At 53.3% G+C, this 14,308-nt stretch carries 10 protein-coding genes and 1 pseudogene; 7 read left to right on the top strand and 4 right to left on the bottom strand.

What is annotated here, in order from left to right; all coding sequences use genetic code 11:
- A complete protein-coding gene (locus DM826_RS02025) occupies window positions 1–723 on the bottom strand; it encodes a ZIP family metal transporter (RefSeq protein WP_165853226.1) in 723 nt (240 codons plus the stop codon).
- Window positions 724–888: 165 nt separating this feature from the next.
- Here DM826_RS02025 and DM826_RS02030 point away from each other — a divergent pair, with 165 nt between their 5' ends.
- Window positions 889–2,256, top strand: a complete 1,368-nt coding sequence (locus DM826_RS02030; RefSeq protein WP_120100836.1) for a restriction endonuclease — start codon at window positions 889–891, stop codon at window positions 2,254–2,256.
- Window positions 2,257–2,509: 253 nt separating this feature from the next.
- Window positions 2,510–2,656 (top strand): annotated as a pseudogene (locus DM826_RS02035) (IS1595 family transposase); the annotation flags it as partial.
- 50 nt (window positions 2,657–2,706) lie between these two features.
- On the opposite strand, the gene DM826_RS02040 reads toward DM826_RS02035, so the two are convergent.
- Entirely contained in the window at window positions 2,707–3,261 is a 555-nt protein-coding gene (locus DM826_RS02040; protein WP_120100840.1) for an adenylate kinase, read from the bottom strand.
- Entirely contained in the window at window positions 3,261–3,551 is a 291-nt protein-coding gene (locus DM826_RS02045) for a DUF5789 family protein (RefSeq protein ID WP_120100844.1), read from the bottom strand. The genes DM826_RS02040 and DM826_RS02045 overlap by 1 nt, the downstream gene beginning before the upstream one ends.
- 167 nt (window positions 3,552–3,718) lie before the next feature.
- Here DM826_RS02045 and DM826_RS02050 point away from each other — a divergent pair, with 167 nt between their 5' ends.
- From DM826_RS02050 to DM826_RS02060, 3 genes are all read left to right on the top strand, one after another.
- Complete coding sequence (locus tag DM826_RS02050) at window positions 3,719–6,034, top strand: hybrid sensor histidine kinase/response regulator (protein WP_120100847.1); 2,316 nt, start codon at window positions 3,719–3,721, stop codon at window positions 6,032–6,034.
- A gap of 246 nt (window positions 6,035–6,280) precedes the next feature.
- On the top strand, window positions 6,281–7,063 hold the full coding sequence (locus DM826_RS02055) for an SDR family oxidoreductase (protein WP_120100850.1): 783 nt from the start codon (window positions 6,281–6,283) through the stop codon (window positions 7,061–7,063).
- A gap of 1,027 nt (window positions 7,064–8,090) precedes the next feature.
- Entirely contained in the window at window positions 8,091–8,810 is a 720-nt protein-coding gene (locus DM826_RS02060; protein WP_120100853.1) for an SDR family NAD(P)-dependent oxidoreductase, read from the top strand.
- A 163-nt stretch (window positions 8,811–8,973) separates the two neighbouring features.
- On the opposite strand, the gene DM826_RS02065 is transcribed toward DM826_RS02060, so the two are convergent.
- Window positions 8,974–10,680, bottom strand: a complete 1,707-nt coding sequence (locus DM826_RS02065; protein WP_165853227.1) for a sensor histidine kinase — start codon at window positions 10,678–10,680, stop codon at window positions 8,974–8,976.
- A gap of 353 nt (window positions 10,681–11,033) precedes the next feature.
- Between DM826_RS02065 and DM826_RS02070 the strand changes: the two genes are divergently transcribed.
- Window positions 11,034–13,361, top strand: coding sequence for a response regulator (locus DM826_RS02070; RefSeq protein WP_120100858.1), 2,328 nt, complete (start codon window positions 11,034–11,036; stop codon window positions 13,359–13,361).
- 209 nt (window positions 13,362–13,570) lie between these two features.
- A complete protein-coding gene (locus DM826_RS02075) occupies window positions 13,571–14,089 on the top strand; it encodes a hypothetical protein (protein ID WP_120100864.1) in 519 nt (172 codons plus the stop codon).
- The last annotated feature ends 219 nt before the right edge of the window (window positions 14,090–14,308 follow it).

Raw genomic sequence — 14,308 nt, forward strand, 5'->3', positions numbered from 1 at the left:
TCACCCGATAATATCCAGCAAGAAGATCGCCAGAAAACCGACAAAAAACAGCGTCGTCGAAACCATCGTTTGTGGAACCTTTCCAGCCTTCACCAACAATTCCTCCGTTACAAGGTACAACAGTGCCGCGGCACCGAAAGCCAGAACAACCGCAATGATTGCTTCATTGGCCCCTGAAAGAGTGAGTACACCAACGATCACACCCATGGTCATCAATCCGCCAAATGTCGCCGGTACCGCCATTTTCCGCAACGACCCCATCTCCGCAGGCAATGCAACAACAGCGGCTACTCCAAGGAACAACACCTCGATGGTCAGTGCTAATGCAATGATAATGCCAGTAGAGGGGGCCTCGATGAACGTGACGCCGATAAGCACGCCATCGATGAACATATCGATACCAATCGTAATGAGCAGACCAGCGGCCACTGCGTAGGTGCCACCGATACCTTTCTTTTCGATTGTCTTGCTTAATCGGTGGATTGCAAGCATTGCAATGACACCAGCGACAAATCCGACGACGACCACTGTGGGTGACTTGTCGTGGATATCTGGGAGCAGTTCCGCGGCAACGGCAGCGAAGACCACCCCAGCGGCCAGATGTTGGATATTGCTCTCCATCTGCGGTGATGGAGCCCGATAGATGGCGATCGCACCACCGACCAACGCAGCAACAACCGCGAAAGCGGTATATGAGAGAGCCTGTGTGAGCGTTGCGGTCACTGTGTAATCTCGCCGTCTACAGATACTAATAAACCTCCCTCAGGAACGCGCATTGTACAACCCACCGGAACCGATGAGGCGTATCCAAAGTTACCGGCCTCGAGAGTTGTAATTACAGTCCAAACACCCTTGCCAGACCACGTCGATACAAAAAATGAAGAGCCTATGGCGGTCTTAGACAATCTCTCAGGCTTCGAATTCGAGGACGTAGTTGAGGATGTCTTCAGAAATCTCGGCTACGAGAACGTCCGCCAAGCCGACCGCCGGGCAGATGAGGGCCGGGACGTGCTGATGGAAGAAATCGTCGACGGCACACGTCGGGCAGTCGTCGTCGAATGTAAACACACAGAGACGGTCGGCAGGCCCGTTGTCCAGAAACTCCACTCAGCGATTGCGACCTTCGATTTTGATGGACCAAAGCGGGGGATGGTCGTCACAACCGGCCGGTTCACGCAACCGGCTGAGGGGTATGTTGAAGATCTCGAAGCGAGAGACGATCCGTATCCAATCGAGTTGATCGACGGTGAAGACCTCAGAGAGATCGCCGATGATGTGGGGTTGGATCTGTATAACGGCCGGATCGAGATTCTTTGCGATGAGACGCTCCGCCCGTATGACCCCGCAGCGTCGATCACTGCCCCACTCGAAGAAGCAATCGGAGAGATCCAGAATATCGATGGAACTGATCTTCCGACACCACATACAGCGGTCACATTTCAGCCAGTCGTGGAAGTGACCGCCGAGACGGATGCAGTGTTTGAGACCGCTGTTGGGGTAATCCATCGGATCAACCAGCGAACAGAGTTCGTCACCCATGCAGATCGAGGCTCACCACGGGTGGCCGACACCGACGTAGCAACATTGGTCTCGGAGAATCTCCATGCGACTGTTGATTTTGATGACGAATCGCTCCGTGAGCCATTCGATGAGGTCACCGACCAGCGATTCGGACAGACCGAAACCGAGTACAAAGACTGGGCTGTCGATCAGTTGCAACGAGCCCAGACAACGACGGTGACCTACACCGGCGACAACAACGTCACCTACAACAAGACCTGTGAGCCGAACCGTTCGGATATCTCCGTCCAATCGATTGAGGCAGTGTACCTCCCCGAGGTACGGCAAACGACTGATCTTGGTGAGTACAGCTATCCCTACGAATATTACGCTGCTGGGCCCTCACGGGTGACGACCGAGGACGGTTTCCACCGGTGTGTCCACTGTGAAACAGCCGGTAGTAATGAGACCTACACGTACTGTGAGAACTGCGGGGCAATTGCCTGTGGAGATCACATCAAAACGGAGCGATTGACTGATGACCCGGTCTGTACTGGCTGTGCAGTGACTGAAACATTCGCGTTGAAAACGAAGTATTTCTACGACGAGAAGAATCTCGAAGCCTTCCGCGAGGAGTATGCCGATATGAGACTCCACCAGAAGGCGATGGAAAATCCACTGGTAGCCGGGGGTGGGATATTTTTGCTCTTAACTATTGTAGTAGTGGGTGTGGTGACTATCGGCGGTGCGGTATAATCCCCTACTGGCGAGAACACATCAATTATTGTGTTAATATATGATTGGTGCGGAAAACTGAAACAAATTTCATGATCATGTTAGCTGGCGTATTTTTTATCATCGCTCTTGGGTAGAGGATTGTTGATCCCTTCTCAGCAGTAGTTAGAAGTCACAGCAGGCAGGGGTGACGCGACCGCGTCACCCGACGAACGATGATACCAATCAAGACGTTCGTCTCGGAGCGACGGGCCGCGAATCTACTGAGACAGATTCGCTGGCGCGACGGTGGCTCTCGCCACATCGAGGAATCTCTAAGGACAGGCTCTCGCCATGTCTTCGAGCATTTCAGCTCCGCCGTGAAGTGTTCCGAAAGCCAGGAAAAGAAGCACTCAAAATAATCCTCGAAACTGCGCTATGATTCACCAACAATCTACGCCACAAGAGCGTAGTTTCAATCCGAAGGAGATATCACAGGTTGGCTGCTAATCGGTCGGCCGCTTCCGCTATACTGCCTTCGTTTTCTAGGAATTGTACCGGTGCGTCCTGATCTCGTGCATACTGGAGTGCAGCGGATCGGTTCAGGTGTTGTTCGAACGCAATTTTGCGCTCGGTGGCAGTCACAGTCCCTGAATGAGCTTCAGCTCGGCGGTTCAGAATAGTTTCCGGATTGGCCTCAACGAGGATAAACGCCTTCGGCGCAACATCATCCAACACTTCATCGGGCAGTCCCTGTACGTAGCCACTTTCAGTTTCAACCGCCAAGTGCGTTGATAGGATAATGTTCGTCTGAGTAGCTTCATCCGCGATGAACTCACCCGCCCGCCGTTGGAGCCGGCGGGTCTGTGTTTGAGTGAGAGTCGCCAGTTCACTTCGATCAGTCGTTATCCCGGCAGTCGCAGCTTGTTCAAGCATCACGTCACCGAAGTTAATCAGCTTGTAGTCATCTGCGAGCTTGCCTCGAACGGCCTGACACACACTGGAGAGGCCCACACCGGTGACTCCAGACACGAGTGTGACGCTCATCAGAAATTCACCTCCTGATCGTCATCTTGTGAGGGCCCGATGCCACCTCGATCATCGTAGAATTTCCGTCCGATAAACTCATCGCCGACGAAGGTCATCAGACTGCCATAGAGCGTATCAGCTGACTCAAACTCATCAGTTTCGCACCGCTCTATGACGTCGCCAATCGTTTTGTTCTCCCCACCTGGTGCATGAAGTACAGTGTCACCAACCGTGTCTAACACTGTCGCTCGTGTCACAGGAAACTGAAGTTTCCGTGCAAAAAGATCGCGTGTTTCTGGGAGTCGCATACATGACACAGTGTGTCACGGAGTAAATCGATTGGGGTCATCGGGGAATTTTTTATCAACCAGGTATTCAACGTTTCAATATAATTTGCATGAGGGCCAATATATTCACTTATTCAATTAATATCTTCGGTAAACTATTTATTTCGCATTATTATGGGTGTTAACCAGTGACAGATTCCACTATTCAAATCCTCCATGTCGACGATGATCCCCATTTTACCGATCTCACAGCAGACCGTATCGAGACTGCTGGCGACCACTTCATCGTCGAGACTGCGACCAATGCTTCTGAGGGTATGGAGATCATCGACTCCCAATCAATCGATTGTGTCATCTCTGATTACGATATGCCCGGACAGAATGGAATCGAGTTCCTGCGAACGGTCCGAGACACCCACCCCGAGCTACCGTTTATTCTGTTTACTGGTGAAGGCAGTGAAAGCATCGCCAGTGAAGCTATCTCTGCAGGAGTGACCGAATACAAACGCAAAGAAAGCGGGGTCGACCAGTTTGAGTTGCTCGCAAACAGGATCGAAATCGCTGTTGAGCAGTATCGGACGGAACAAGAACTCGCAGATCTGAACAAACGGTTTGAACTCGCGCTGTCGGAGACGGATACAGGAATCTGGGAACTAGATCTCGACACAGGCACCATCTACTGGGATGAGACAAGTGAGCGATTGTTTGGGTACGATCCAAATGACTCTCCGAGCGCCTACGTTGGAGTCGGAACCAGGCTGACCGATGATGAGCCGGGTGGCGATACCATCCCTGCCGACCAGCCCGTTGAATCAGACGTGCGGTATCGGCCTGGCTATGAAGATCGGATTCACCCTGAGGATATAAACCGTGTTTCGGAACAGCTTGAACAAGCTATCAAGACCGGCGAGCAGTACAAGGTAGATTTTCGAGTCCAACCGCCAGATGACTCCGAACGGTGGATCCAAGCACAGGGGGTCGTCGAATACGATGACAGTGATACCCCAACACGGGTCGTCGGCATTCAATCCGATATTACGGATCGAAAACAGCGGGAACGCGAACTCCAGGAGCTCAAAGAACGCTTCGAGCTAGCGGTCAATGGGGCCAACCTTGGGGTGTGGGATTGGAATCCCCAGACCGATGACGTGGAGTTCAATGATAATTGGGCTACGATGCTGGGCTACGATCCTGAAGCGATCAGTTCTGATCTCACAGAATGGGAACAACGGATCCATCCCGATGATCGTGAGTCCGTTGAATCCGCCCTAAATGCACATCTCGCGGGCGAAACCGACTATTATGATACCGAACACCGGATGCGAACCGCTGACGACGACTGGAAAGGGATCCGAGATGTGGGGCGGGTGTTCGAACGCGATGATCAGGGCCACCCAGTTCGAGCAGTCGGCATTCATATCGATATTTCTGACCGGAAAGCCGTCGAAACAGAGCTTACACAAGCCCGTGAACAACTGCGAGAGATTATCGATTTAGTGCCAGATTTGATCTTTGTCAAAAACTACGACGGCGAGTACTTACTGGCCAACGAGACGACAGCCACTATATATGGGATGACACCGACAGAGGTAGAAGGGTCTCACGAACAAGACGTGATCCCATCAGGTGAAGAGTCAGACACGTTCAGAGCGGACGATCAAGCGGTCATCGAATCAGGAGATCCAAAGACTATCTCTGAAGAGGAGTTGACCACCGCCGATGGTGAAACCAAGATACTCCGAACCACGAAGATTCCATATGAGGTACCTGGCACCGGAGAAGACGCAGTATTAGGCTACGGAAGAGACATTACCGAACTCAAAGAATACGAAACGGAACTTGAACGCCAGCGAGATAATCTGAACCTCTTGAATGGCGTTGTGCGGCACGATATCCGCAATGATCTTCAGTTGGTACGTGGCCATCTGCGGATGTTAGAAGACTCTGTTGAAGACGGACAGAACCATCTCCAGAAGGCCTTAGAATGTGTTCGGAGTAGTATTAACATCACTGACACGGCACGAGAGGTCACAGAGACGCTGCTTGAAACAGACTATGAGCGGGTTCCAACCGATCTGAGACAAGTTTTGAGTAGAGAAGTAGAGTCTGTTCAATCAGCTGATGACTCCGCTGTGGTGACAATCGAAGAGACCATCCCAGAGATAGATGTGTTGGCGGATGATATGCTCGGCTCTGTGTTCCGTAATCTACTCACGAATGCTATTTATCACAACGACAAACAGACTCCAAAGGTAAGAGTGACAGTATCTAGTGGTGATACTGTTGCCACGGTAAAAGTCGCTGACAACGGCCCGGGAATACCTGAAAATCGGAAGGACGATATTTTCCATAAAGATGAATGCGGGTTTGAGAGTCAAGGAACTGGATTGGGCCTGTATCTCGTTCAGACACTCGTTGACCGCTATGGCGGTGAAATAAGCTTTGAGAGTAATGACCCCGAAGGGAGTGTGTTTATTGTGAAATTACCAACGTCCGAGAAGTAAGCCAAACGGCGACCGCTGTTTCCTCCAGTTCTGCCTCTCTCGATAGGTATGGAGCTTGAACCCGAGGCGGCTCACGCATGCTTGACCGGTGACCTGTACGTTGACGATTCCTAACACCGTTGACTGTCCCTGCCTCGCTTGAATTTTCTTTCATGCAAAACTATCGTGTTTAATAATCCTTGACTTGCGTTGTGATACTGTGTCACGTATGATCGACATCAGTCCACAAGCAACTGAGGAAGTACAATGAATCAATTACTCACAAACCAGACGGCTGTCGTGACAGGCGGCGCAAGCGGCATCGGCCGTCGGATCGCATTGACGTTTGCCGATCACGGTGCCGATGTCGTCGTTGCTGATGTCCGCGAAACACCACGAGAAGGTGGCGAACCGACCCACGAACAGATCACGACCGAGACAGACCAAACGGCGGTCTTCGTCGAGTGTGATGTAACCGAGCGGGCAGATTTGGAAACCGCTGTTGACGCTGCCGAAGAGCTCGGCGGCCTCAATATCATGGTTAACAACGCCGGGATTCACAGTGAGACACCCTTTTTCGAAATCACAGAAGCGGAGTACGATCAGCTCATGGATATCAACCTCAAAGGCGTCTTTTTCGGGGCGCAGGTCGCCGGCGAACGGCTGATCGAAAGCAACGATGGCGGGACAATCATCAACATGGCAAGCCTGGCGGCAGATCAAGGGGCAGCTTACCAGACGATCTATACCGCTTCGAAAGGGGCAGTGAAATCACTGACCTACGCGCTGGCTGACGTCTTCGGTGGCCATGGAGTTCGCGTCAACGCAATCAAGCCAAGCTTCACCGAAACCCAGATGCTAGAACAAGGGGGAATGGGAGAAGGCGAAGCTGGCAAGCAACTCCAAGAAGCGATGCTGGGTGCGACACCCGCCGGTCGCTTCGGCCAACCCGAAGAGATTGCTAATGTCGCACTGTTTCTCGCCAGTGACCTGAGTGCCTACGTCAACGGTGAGTCGATCTTAGTCGATGGAGGGCTCGGGAATACCTAACCGAGATTCCTGCTGTATCTGGCACTGTTCGACCGCTTCGATATCGAATAAGTCGATCAAAAGCTTGCAAGATGAAGTGTGCGTATCGGTTGCCTGTTTTCTACTGGGCAGTGTTAGCGTGAGCCGCTCAATATACGGGGTTCACCAGTTGATCGGCACTGGGACTTTACAAAAGTAATGCGAAGCATTACTTCTCAGCATGCTGTCGGCGATTGAATAGAACGAGTCCAGAAGCGAAACCGGCTACAACGGCCGGAATAACCGCTCTAAGTAGGCCTCCGTCAAGTAGTAACAATTCCAGAAAACTCGATATTACCACCCAAGCCACCACGTTCATCATGATGAACACCCACCAATTATCTAAGTTCAACAGGGACACATCCACGAATTTTGTTTCAAACTCTAATCTGTGCTGGTATGGTCACGCGGATATCAAGCGGCTGTTTCAGCAACGAGTAGCCGAATGAAACGACGGTGCTTTGCTGCGTAGATCCTCTACAGCTGGCACAGCAGTTCCTGGCAGCAGCCAGATAAGATGATCTCACTAGCTCCGGTCAGAATCTTGCCCGAACGGTTGGAATTCTGCGCGTCCTATTGGTAGGAGAAACCCGTGTCATCTACTACAAGCAACTTCGATGTCGTGGTCTGGGGGGGCACCGGCTTCGCTGGTTGACTCGTCGCCAAACATCTCACCAGCTACTACCCCGCTGCTGAACTGGCTGTCGTTTGGTGGGCGGAATGAATCAATTGGGGACGGTCAGGATCAGGTAAAATACGATATCGCCTGTGCCTCCGATTCGAGCTTGTTGAATTGACCGCTCTCACAGACATCACACGCCGGAGGCTTCTCAATATCCGCATAGACTGTTTCGCAGCCAGCACACGAGAAGAATTGCAGGCAAAGCACACTGTCTCTTAGAGGCGATCAGTCAAAACGACAGCGATCAGCCGAGATCACGAAGTTGCGTCGGGGCTGTGTCGATCTGCTAGTCCAGACTGTTTTGGGTTCACGGATCCAAGCACGTGTATGACACAGACAGCCGTAATCGCAGGCGTCGGCCCGGGATTGGGTGCATCGATAGCGCGAACCTTCGCAGCCAATGGGTGTAATGTCGCACTGTTCGCTCGGAGCGAGGATTATATCGAAGCACTCGCTGACGACCTGCCGGATTCCGGCGACGGACTGGCCGTCGCAACTGATTTGCAGGATGTTGCGGCCATCGAATCAAGCTTCGAGACGGTCAGAGATGCCTACGGAAGCGTGGATATCCTCGTCAACCACGCCAGCGCAGCCGCATGGAAGGGACTCACCGATATCTCTCTGGAGGAGTTCGAAACTGCATGGGAGGTCAACGCACGTGGCGCGTTCATCTGTTCACGGGAGGCTATCGACGATATGCTTGCAACCGGGGGCGGGACGATCATCTTCACCGGTGCGACATCGGCTGTCCGGAGTCTTGGGGGGACGATTGGGTTTACCGCAGCGAAGTTCGCCGCCCGTGGCATGGCGATGGATATCGCCCAAGAGTTCGGCCCTGAAGGAATCCATGTTGCCCACGTTGTGCTTGATGGACAAATCGATACGCCCGACCTGCAGACGGGCGATCCAGACCGCGATCCTGACACGTTGTTGGATCCCGACTCGATTGCTGAAACCTACTGGCACCTCGTCGAACAGGATGACCACAGTACACAGCCGTTTGAGGTGCATCTCACAAACGGCCCACAAAATACCGAATTCATGTAATGAAATTCGATCCGGATTCCGAGGATCGGAGTTCTCTGAGTCCGTAGACGACAAAACAGAGTCCACCAACGGCGGCCGCAAGTGCCCCTAGGAGTGTCCCAATGACCCACGAGGGACTATAGCCTCCGACGGCGAGCGCAGAGGGAAGGCGCCAAGCGCATGGTTATCCGTTTCGTAGGTCGACCCCAGAAATCTCAAATCGTGCCCCGCCATCGGTACTCTCGGTGACGGTTATCTCCCAACCGTGGGCGGAGATGATCTCCTGAACGATCGCGAGGCCAAATCCGCTTCCGCTTGTTTTGTCGGTATACCCACTCTGAAACAGCGTGTCTTGCTTATCTGCCGGGATACCCTTTCCATCATCGGCCACAAAGAACCCCGAACGCCGGGCGTCTCCAGGCGGTGTGTTGTCTGCTCCAAGCAATCCCACACGAACAGACACGGGAGTGTCATTATGCTCAGCGGCATTCACATAGAGGTTCTCAAACACTTCGAACAACCGATCTCTATCGGCTTCAATCAGGAGTGAATCAGGGATCGAAACGGTCAGCTCACAGTGATCAATATCACTGTATGTCCAAGCTGTTTTGGCAGCCGTTTCTAAGGCGACCGGGTCGGTATCCTCGATTGATTGACTACTCCGAGCCATCGTGAGCAGATCCTCGATCAATGTGTCCATCCGCCCCAAAGCCTGATCAAGCTCGTCTATCCGCTCGTTTTCATACTCCCGTTTGATCAGTTTGAGACGGGCAATAGCGACGTTAAGCGGGCTTTGGAGCTCATGGGAGATAATACTCGCAAACTCATCGAGATACTCATTTTGTTCTTGAAGCTGTCGCTGACGCGCTTTCTGCTCAGTGATTTCATGCAGTCGAATCAACTGCCCTGAGTGGGTGTTCGAATCATTTGTAATGGGCACGCTTTCGCTGGTGTACGTTCGCTCCGTGCCGGCCATACTGAGAGTAAGTTCACCAGACTCAGCCGTCATAAACCACTCAACTGGCTCCGGGAGCGGCTCAAAGAACGCCGCCGCCGACATACCACGCCAGCCCGCTGGCGCGTTAACCAACTCACGGGCTGCGAGATTGCAGTCCACAACGCGGTTGGTGTCATCAAGCATGACCACCGGATCGGCGAGTTGTTCAACGAGTTGCTGCCGTCCGATCGGAGCAACGCCAAGAAGACGGTACCGAAAGATAGCCACCGCAAAGCCGACAGCGGTTACCCCGAAGGCGATATGCGTCGGGTTCCATGTTGGAGGGACGACATCAAGAAACAAGAGCGTACTGACGCCGATCGGAGCCCCGGCACCGACACCAAGTGCAACAGCCTGGCCGGTGTAAATATCGCCCTTGTTTTTGAGGAGATACCGCCCTAAGATACCGCCGCTTACGACCGTGATCAGGTAGTTGTACAAGAGGAACACGCGAAACGCCGGTTCCAGTGTCCGATCGAGGATGATCCACTCAGCGAAGGTGATCCCCGCAATTGTCACTGGCCCTCGTGTAGTGACCCCGTTGACCTCAGTCCATAACTCTGGCTCGATAAGCACCAGCAAACTGGTGGCACCGATCGTAGCAACAGCAAACCCCACTGTCCATCGATTGACCCAACGCGTATACCCTGAATATGTCAGCGCAAACCACGCCAACGAGTATGAAAACAGAAGCGCGACGACGGCATTGCCGAAGTTGATACCGGCTAAGATGAATGCTGGGATCGTTACCGTGTGAATGAAAATAGCCGTAAGCTGCCAGAGATTGATCGCAAACAGGAGTCCAATAAAACTGAGAAGTTCTGGTGTCCGACGGCGTTGATGATATTGTTGAAAGCTATAGAGCAGTAGTATCATCGTGAGGAGTAGCGTCACACCAAGGACAGGCACTTGTGGGTGTAATTGAAATGCCATACTGAGAGGGTGGTTACGTGAAAGATATTGTAAACTGGGTAAAAAAGGTGGCAGTTCCCGCTATACTGTATCTAATGAACAGCACAGCCGCAAGTTCGTTGAGAGTTCTCGAGAATAGACAGTAACCACGGGCGACGATATGTGTAGCGTCAGCTTCCTCCCCGACCGCAAGGGTTGGGGCATCCGCCTTGTACCGCCTGTGAATCACCGATGCAATCGACGAATCCCCGCGATTGCTGTCTTGGCAGGCTCATGTTCTAGACTGCTAATATATATGACCACAATTGATATCACTTCCATCAATAGGTAGGGGTATGGCTGACCCAGACGATATCGATATTCTCCATGTCGACGATGATCCTGAGTTTTTGTCTGTGGTCGCTGATTTACTCGAAAAAGCAGCTAACCGGATCACCGTACACACTGCTGCGACAACGAGTGAAGGTATCGAGCAGATCGAGGCGGCAGCCCCTGATTGCGTTGTGGCTGACTATAAGTTGCCTGGGCAGACTGGCATTGAGTTTCTCCGAACCGTTCGTGAGACTCATCCAGACCTCCCGTTTATCATGTTGACGGGAAGAGGAAATGAAAACGTTGCCAGCGACGCGATCGCCGCCGGTGCGACCGACTATCTGCAAAAGAAGACCGCCTTCGATCAGCATCAGGTGTTGATTAATCGGATCACCAACGCTGTCGAACAGTATCACGCCACCAAGCGGGCGTCTAATCTCCAGCGAATTCGCAATCTTGTCAACGACATCAATCAGGCACTTGTCCGGGCTGAATCCCGATCTACGGCAGAAACGCGTGTCTGTGAGATCATCAGCGACGCCGACCCATACCGGTTTGCATGGATTGGGGGCGTCGATGAAGCTACCCAGGAGGTGATCCCCAGAGCGTCAGCTGGGATCGAAGCAGCTTACCTAGATGCCATTACCGTGACCGTCGACGAGACGGCCACTGGCCGGGGGCCTGGTGGAACGGCCATCCGTGACCAGCGGGTGGCAGTCTCCCAAGATGTGTCGGACGATCCGACGTTCGAACCGTGGCGCGATGAAGCACTGGAACGCGGCTACAAAGCTGTGGCTGCTACCCCCTTGGCGTACGAAGAGACCCTATATGGTGAGCTAGTTGTCTACGCTGATCGGCCCAACGCATTCACCGAGGATGAACAACAACTCCTGTCGGAACTCGGCGATGACATTGGCCATACAATTCACTCATTAGAACTGCAAGCGTCGCTTCGCGAGGAGCGCAACCGCCATCAGGCCCTCTTTGAGAACGCGCCAACGCCGGTGATAGCTGTTGATCAAACTGACCCAGAGTACCATCGCATCATCGACGTTAATGAGGCCTTTACCGATGTGTTTGGCTATAGCGCAGACCAAGTTATCGGGTCAGATGTCGCTGACGCTGTCGTGCCAAAAGAGGGATTAGCGGAACACAAGCAGTATCGACAGCGAGCGTTGGCCGGCGACTCAGTCATCTCAGAGGTGAAACGTGAGACGGCGACGGGTGTTCGTGAGTTTCTGTTACACGTTATTCCATTTGGGACGGCCGATGACGACCCCACATACACATTCGCCTGGTATACCGATATCACCGAGCGAAAAGCACGGAAACAGGAGCTTGAGCGGACAAACACCGTTCTCCAGACGATGGTTGACAATCTCCCGATGGGGGTGCTCATTGAGGACGCTGATAGAGAAATCATCCTCGCCAACGACCAACTTGGTGAGACACTTGGCGTCCCGATAGACGGCGAGGAGCTGATCGGACGTGATTGTGCGCGTGCCGCTAAGGAGATCCAACACCGATTCGCTGAGCCAGAGCAATTTATCGAGAAGACTGAGACCCATCTCCAACAGCGGGACTTTGTAACAAATGAAGAACTTGTCCTTGCTGACGACAGCGTGGTTGAACGCGATTACGCCCCGTATACACTCCCGAGTGGACAGGCCAGCCTGTGGCTGTACCGTGATGTCACCGAGCAAAAACAGCGGGAACAAGCGCTCCAGCATCAAAACGAGCGGCTTGAAGAGTATGCGAATATCGTCGCTCATGATCTTCGAAATCCCTTGAATACAGCCTATGGTCAACTCCAATTGGCGCAAAACGAGTTCGACAGCGAGCGGCTGTCACGTGCGGCCAGCAGCATCCAACGCGGCTTGGATCTGGTTGACGATATGCTCACGCTCGCCCAACAAGGGGACGATGTCGATACGTTGCGGCCTGTTGCTCTGGACACGGAAGCCACCCATTGTTGGGAAACAGTTGCTACTGAAACGGGGACGCTGGAGGTCGCGAGTGACGTGACGATCGAAGCAGATCCAAGCCGCTTCCGACAGCTCTTGGAGAATCTCTTTCGGAATGCCGTCGATCATGGGGGCGCGGATGTGACGGTTCGGGTCGGCGCACTTTCAGATGGGTTCTATGTGGAGGATGATGGCGATGGCATCCCCGAGGATCGCCGTGAGTCGGTGTTTGAGGCCGGCTCGTCGGGCGGTACCGATGGCACTGGATTTGGGTTGGCGATCGTCAAACAAATCGCCCGTGCGATGGAGTGGGAGGTTGCAGTCACGGCAAGTGATGATGGTGGCGCGCGGTTTGAATTCCGGAATGTTGTCACACACGAGGAGTAAGCGATCTCGTCTCTCGCTCAACTCACTCGTCGAAGCGCGTGTGGATGCAAGAAGAAAGCACACTGAGCTGCCGTGTTGTATGCTGGGTGACGATTCCGTATTATTAATTTGCTGGAATACCAAGGTGCAAATCGAACCGATCTGACTGACGGCATCGTGCGGAGAATAGTTGCTGCAGTTGACGATGTTCCACTACGAGGACAAGCCCAATGCCTGCAAGCTCACAGCCGGTTCAGCAAGATCGTACCGTGACACAAGAGGAGCACTATGCCGTCTACGACGGTGAGGACGGTGGTATTTGCCACACCGACGACGGTATCGTACGCAGCGATAGCCGCGAAGAAGCAGCTGAGAAGCTGTCCGCTGTTGCCGAGCAGCTGGGGATCGCAGCAGACCGGCTTGCAGTTGTGCGGCTAACGATCACACCGGTCGAGACCGCCTCGACAGAGACCGATGGCGACGAGACGCACGACACCGGCGCTGATCGCACCACCGGTTCGCTCATGGTCACCCGCGGCCCACACCGGCAAAACAGAAAACTCGTCGAATACCGTCAGGCGGAGGATGGTGCCTGGGCAGTCAAAACACCCGAAGACGACGAGTTTTGGATCTTTATGCGCTCGGGCACTGAGCGTGATGTGCACCAACGTATCCGAGCAAAATGGGATGCCACCTACAGCAACCCCGACGCATTCACCGATCAGAGTTGTCCGACAACAGATCTCTGAGAGCCGCGTCACAACCGGCCGGTAGCGTCACGCCAGCGCTGAGGAGCACGCCACAGCGAACTACGTGCAGGGAGAACGTCGCAAAGCGGCGTTTTCAGTAGTATCAGTCGATCACATCGAGCAGCTCACCACTGCCGATAGCCGATGCTGAATCGGTGGTTTCGGTGACTATCTGAGCGTTCAGGTGTCGTGAACAGGATCTTCCAGCTTCTACAGTCG

It is taken from the genome of Halonotius aquaticus (assembly GCF_003605575.1).
GTDB classification, from domain to species: domain Archaea; phylum Halobacteriota; class Halobacteria; order Halobacteriales; family Haloferacaceae; genus Halonotius; species Halonotius aquaticus.

Coding starts and splice junctions, on each gene's coding strand:
- DM826_RS02070 (WP_120100858.1), top strand. CDS start 11,034: ATGGCTGACCCAGACGATATCGATATTCTCCATGTCGACGATGATCCT.
- DM826_RS02060 (WP_120100853.1), top strand. CDS start 8,091: ATGACACAGACAGCCGTAATCGCAGGCGTCGGCCCGGGATTGGGTGCA.
- DM826_RS02040 (WP_120100840.1), bottom strand. CDS start 3,261: ATGAGCGTCACACTCGTGTCTGGAGTCACCGGTGTGGGCCTCTCCAGT.
- DM826_RS02055 (WP_120100850.1), top strand. CDS start 6,281: ATGAATCAATTACTCACAAACCAGACGGCTGTCGTGACAGGCGGCGCA.
- DM826_RS02075 (WP_120100864.1), top strand. CDS start 13,571: ATGCCTGCAAGCTCACAGCCGGTTCAGCAAGATCGTACCGTGACACAA.
- DM826_RS02030 (WP_120100836.1), top strand. CDS start 889: ATGGCGGTCTTAGACAATCTCTCAGGCTTCGAATTCGAGGACGTAGTT.
- DM826_RS02045 (WP_120100844.1), bottom strand. CDS start 3,551: ATGCGACTCCCAGAAACACGCGATCTTTTTGCACGGAAACTTCAGTTT.